This window comes from Rhizorhabdus sp., assembly GCF_018006725.1.
In the GTDB taxonomy this organism is placed as follows: domain Bacteria; phylum Pseudomonadota; class Alphaproteobacteria; order Sphingomonadales; family Sphingomonadaceae; genus Rhizorhabdus.
The window spans coordinates 1-3,412 of sequence record NZ_JAGMXV010000382.1 but is presented as its reverse complement, the minus strand read 5'-3'; the positions used below and the strand labels follow the sequence as shown (position 1 = coordinate 3,412).

At 59.9% G+C, this 3,412-nt stretch carries 4 protein-coding genes; 2 read left to right on the top strand and 2 right to left on the bottom strand.

Features of this window, described 5'->3' with window-relative positions:
* Together KAY22_RS26425 and KAY22_RS26420 are read left to right on the top strand one after the other, a co-directional pair.
* Positions 1 to 260, top strand: a 260-nt coding sequence (locus KAY22_RS26425; protein WP_296626057.1) for a hypothetical protein, incomplete at its 5' end; no start/stop codon positions are given.
* 140 nt (positions 261 to 400) lie between these two features.
* Entirely contained in the window at positions 401 to 1,033 is a 633-nt protein-coding gene (locus tag KAY22_RS26420; RefSeq protein ID WP_296626056.1) for a hypothetical protein, read from the top strand.
* A gap of 252 nt (positions 1,034 to 1,285) precedes the next feature.
* Here the strand turns inward: KAY22_RS26420 and KAY22_RS26415 are convergent, their stop codons facing one another.
* Together KAY22_RS26415 and KAY22_RS26410 are read right to left on the bottom strand one after the other, a co-directional pair.
* Positions 1,286 to 2,590: a HipA domain-containing protein gene (locus KAY22_RS26415; protein WP_293494000.1), complete on the bottom strand. Its 1,305-nt coding sequence runs from the start codon at positions 2,588 to 2,590 to the stop codon at positions 1,286 to 1,288.
* Positions 2,590 to 2,943, bottom strand: coding sequence for a helix-turn-helix transcriptional regulator (locus KAY22_RS26410; protein WP_293494003.1), 354 nt, complete (start codon positions 2,941 to 2,943; stop codon positions 2,590 to 2,592). Before KAY22_RS26410 ends, KAY22_RS26415 begins: the two co-directional genes overlap by 1 nt.
* Positions 2,944 to 3,412: the final 469 nt, after the last annotated feature.

Below are 3,412 nucleotides of genomic sequence, written 5' to 3'. Positions count from 1 at the left end.
GCCTATCTCGAAACGCCCCCGCGCCCGGCTCCGAGGACGCCGCGGAGTTCCGGCGCCTGCTGCACGAGATCGACGCCTACCAGCCCACCATGGACCTCCCGGCCAGCCCGACGCCGATGCAGGACCTGGAAGCCCGCACCCGCGACCTGGTGGCCCGTGCCGACGCCCTGATCCGGCGCATGCAGGAAAGCGAAGAGGCCGGGAAGCTGGTCAGTTTTCCCGAAGACGGGCAGGGCATCGGGCCGACCACGGGGGTGTGAGGGGGGCTGAACGTCCGGGTCGGGCTCGTTTCGGACGTTGGGAACGTCCGCTCTCAGGCCGGGTCCAGCGCTACGCCGGTTCGCCCCCCCGGACGAAGCTCCGCAGACGGAAGCGATCCTTGCCCTGCAAAGTCAGGCCGATGAAGTGGATTATGAGTTTTGCTGCTGTCACCGCGAGCCTCGGCCTAGTCGGCTGTGAAATCCGATCTCAGGACGAAGAGGTCGTGCAGTCCCGCGTAGTCCAGAGCGCCGGCATTGAGAGCGCTCCCAATGGTGAGGTGCCGATATCCGCCGCTCCTCCGGCGGAGGTGGATCTGATCTTCGTGCAAACTCTTATGGGGGTTTGCGTCCTTAGCGGACAGGCGATGCCGACCATCGAATCCCACGCTAGAGTCGCTAGATGGAAAGAGGTCACCGACGCGGACATGCTGAAGTCCATCGCCCCGGTTCAGGCCGGTGCCAAATGGAAGACCTGGGTCTTCAAGGAGAACGGCAAGGGCTACGTCGTGAATGCTGGCCGTTTGGCCGAGGAAGACGGCGGGTTTCCGTTCTGTACAGTGGTTTCAGAGCCCAGCAACGGCCCAGTCACATCCGACTACGTGTCGAAACTTCTCCAAGCGAAGCTCCTGAAGCGTTGGAGCGAGGCAGGTCAGAACTACACATCGTACGACTTCGAAAACGATGGAGTCCCTGGGATGATCTCGTTCATTGACGCCACGCCCATTGGCCTGTCGACGCTCAACGCGACCGTGATGCTAAAATCTTCCCCTTAGGGGCTGCCGCGCAGATCCATCAGATCCCGATATACGTCATAGCGAGAGCGAGGCGCGAACGCTCGGCAGGGGGCACTTGCTGCTTTGTCCGCTTTTCGGCATCGGATTAGAGTCTGGGTGTGGCGCTGAGCGAACGGACTGGAAACCCTGGGCGGCTATGCCCTCACCAACCTGTAGAACGAGGCGGACAAGGGTGTGAAGTCGTCGACGTCCGCGCCTAGTGCCTGGCGCGTTTTTTCTGCCCGTCGGGTTCTACCTGCCGAATAGCCGAAGCGAGGCTTGGATTTGCGGGGTCCAATGTTCTCCGACCTTCGCCTCGTCGGCATAGCTTGGCCAGTTCGCGACGGTAGCGATGACCTCGTCGAGAATGTCCCGCGCCCGAGAACGACTGAGGGATGTAGTTTCGGCGAAGGCGTCGAAGTCGCGACGTTCGAAGCCGTCGCGCTTGCCGTTCATCGCCATCTGATGGCGTGACGTCCACTTGCCCTTTGGGTTATAGGACCAAGTGATGTCGAAGGCCGGCGACAGCGACCAGACCCCGGACTTATCCATCAGATAGGCGATGTTCTTGACATGGTCGTCCTGATTGCGCGCCACGATGTTGAAGGCCATGCGGCGGAACTGCTCTTCGAGCTGGGCCATGGGCAAGTCGAGCTGCCGCATGACGAGCATCGCTTGTTCGTAGGAATAGGCGTCGGCGTTCTTGAAATCGAAGTGAGCAAGGGCGGCAAGTGACTGCACATGCAGTTTGTCGCCACCGTCCAGCCGATCGAAGCGGCGGGTCATGAAGTGCCTGCGGCCGCCTTCTTCCATGAGCCGCGTTTGCGGCACTTGGATACCGGCCGCTCTCGCCATCAGCGAATAGGCGTACTCCACAGCGCTGTAGCCTTCCGGGTCGGCCAGCTCGCGATCTTTGTTGTTTTCCACGCCATCGAACTTGAGGAGCCAATATTCAAAGCCCGGGTCGGCTTTCACCTGGCCCGATCGCACTTCGTTTGTTGCTGGGTTCCAGGCGATCACCGCCTTTGCGCGGGCGCCGCCCGCGGACGTGCCAACGCGCAGGATGTCGCGCAGGGCCTCGGCCTTGTGCTCGTCTGCGAAGGAAGCTTGCAGGTTGTTGCGATTGGCCAACACCTCCGAGGCCAGTTCCACGAGCGCGTCGATCTTGATCCGGGTCGCCTTGCGGGGCCGTGGTCCGAGCGCTGGCGTGAATTCGAGAGCGCCCATACCGCGCGCGCCGGTGTAGCTGAGCCTTTCGACGGCGTTGAAGCTCTCGGGGGTGCGTCCTTGCGTCGCCAGCCAGGCGTCAATGAGCGCGTTGCCGTAGCGATCCGGCAGGACATCGGCGAGCAAGCCGGGTAGCCCGTGAAAGCTCTCCCTTGGCAGTGACGGAAAACTGAACACCTGAGGCCCCAACGGCATCATCAAAGGCGCGACTTCGATGCCGCTCGTCAGGAACGGGCGATCATACTGGAAGCTCGCGACCCCTTCTCCATCAAGGAGCGACACGGCGCCAATTCGACTTCCCCAGAGGCGAACCTCTGCGACCGTCGGCATTAGCTCTCGCCCCAGGACCAAGCAGGCTTTGCGATTAGGCTTGTCGCAGCAAGCGAGTTGCGGACACGCTGGCGCGTTCTACCTTGATGTTCGAGGAGTTCGATCGGGCTGGGTTGGCTTGGCGGGATTGTCCGCTCTAGATTCTCAAGCGTTCCTAACGCGCGTAGGGCGCGCAACAAGTTGCTCAACTGCGTCGAAGATCCATTTTCAAGGCGCTCAATCGTGCTCTTGGAGACGCCAGCGGCTTCGGCGAGATCGGCTTGAGTCCAATTCCGCTCTAAGCGCAGACGCGCAATGCGCTCGCCAATCTCATTTAGCGCGGCTTCGTCGGTGAGGAAATTTGTGAATCTCATAACTCGTCACTCTTGAGGCCTTATATAGGGAATTCCCTCTTATATCATCAAGAACGAGGAATTATTAATTTATAATCCAATTCCCCTGACTCATCAAATTTGCGGATTAAAAACGAAATTCGAATTTAAATCTGCAAGAGTGCGGAATTATAAAATTCTACTATCGACTTCTAACAGTCGCGAAGTCCGCCGGCAATCCGACAGCAGCGAACGGCAGCAATGGGTCGATTGTGTTGAAAAAGGCCGAGGGCCGGCCGCAGTCGGAAATTTCAGGCCAGATTGGCACCGCCCGAAAATCCTAAATCATTGATTTCGTTGAGGCGGGATTTCGCCGAGAGCACCCATTTTGCGCGTGTTGGAGTGTCGCCGGCCTTTTTCAACACAATCGGTCGATAGCGAACCTAGGGGACCTTGCTTGGCGAAGGTCCGCTTCCGGCCTAGTCGGCAAGGTCAGCTGTTGGCGCGTAGC

What these genes read in the sequence shown, in the direction of transcription:
- KAY22_RS26420 (WP_296626056.1), top strand. Translation starts at nt 401, where the DNA reads ATGAAGTGGATTATGAGTTTTGCTGCTGTCACCGCGAGCCTCGGCCTA.
- KAY22_RS26415 (WP_293494000.1), bottom strand. Translation starts at nt 2,590, where the DNA reads ATGCCGACGGTCGCAGAGGTTCGCCTCTGGGGAAGTCGAATTGGCGCC.
- KAY22_RS26410 (WP_293494003.1), bottom strand. Translation starts at nt 2,943, where the DNA reads ATGAGATTCACAAATTTCCTCACCGACGAAGCCGCGCTAAATGAGATT.